1 protein-coding gene is annotated in these 590 nt (G+C 53.2%); it reads right to left on the reverse strand.

The features are described from left to right. On the reverse strand, window positions 1-590 hold a 590-nt coding region (locus ACTJJJ_RS31730; RefSeq protein WP_440703912.1), incomplete at both ends, for a hypothetical protein.

Raw genomic sequence — 590 nt, forward strand, 5'->3', positions numbered from 1 at the left:
CTTGTCGTGTTCACCGTGCTGTCAGTCAGTGCATTGGCATCATGGAATACGTTACCAGACAAGTTCACAATTGGCGTCGTGAACGGTTTGGTTACCGAACTTTCGTTGCTTTCCAAACCACCGTTGTCAATCACTGTGAACGGTACATCCACAGTCGGGTTGCCATCGATCGGGTCGACGAGCACTTCCAAACCGGTTACGGGAACAGTTACACCCGAATCAGGGAATACTTGCTGCCCGGCTCCCGGAGTCTGGCCTGGTGCCACATAAGTCGTTCCATTGATCGTTACCGTGGTCACATTTGCAGGGAATTCTGTGAATGTGATGCTCTGTACGTTCCCATCCGGATCGGTGAAGTTGAAATCATCGGAGATATCCACGGTCACCGTGCCGCCAGGGTTTGGCGAAGAAGGCAGTGCCTCGTCGGTGGTAACCGGCGGCTGCTGCACACCAAAGTTAGCATTGGTCACATCGGTAGTGGTCACTGTGATGTTTGGCAAAATACCATTCACCGTTCCGTCGCTTCCCGCATTGGTACCCAGGTGTTCACCCGTGTTATTCCAACCGGTAGGCAGGCTAGGTGTCGTCGA

This window comes from Dyadobacter sp. 22481 (assembly GCF_052044875.1).
In the GTDB taxonomy this organism is placed as follows: Bacteria; Bacteroidota; Bacteroidia; order Cytophagales; family Spirosomataceae; genus Dyadobacter; species Dyadobacter endophyticus.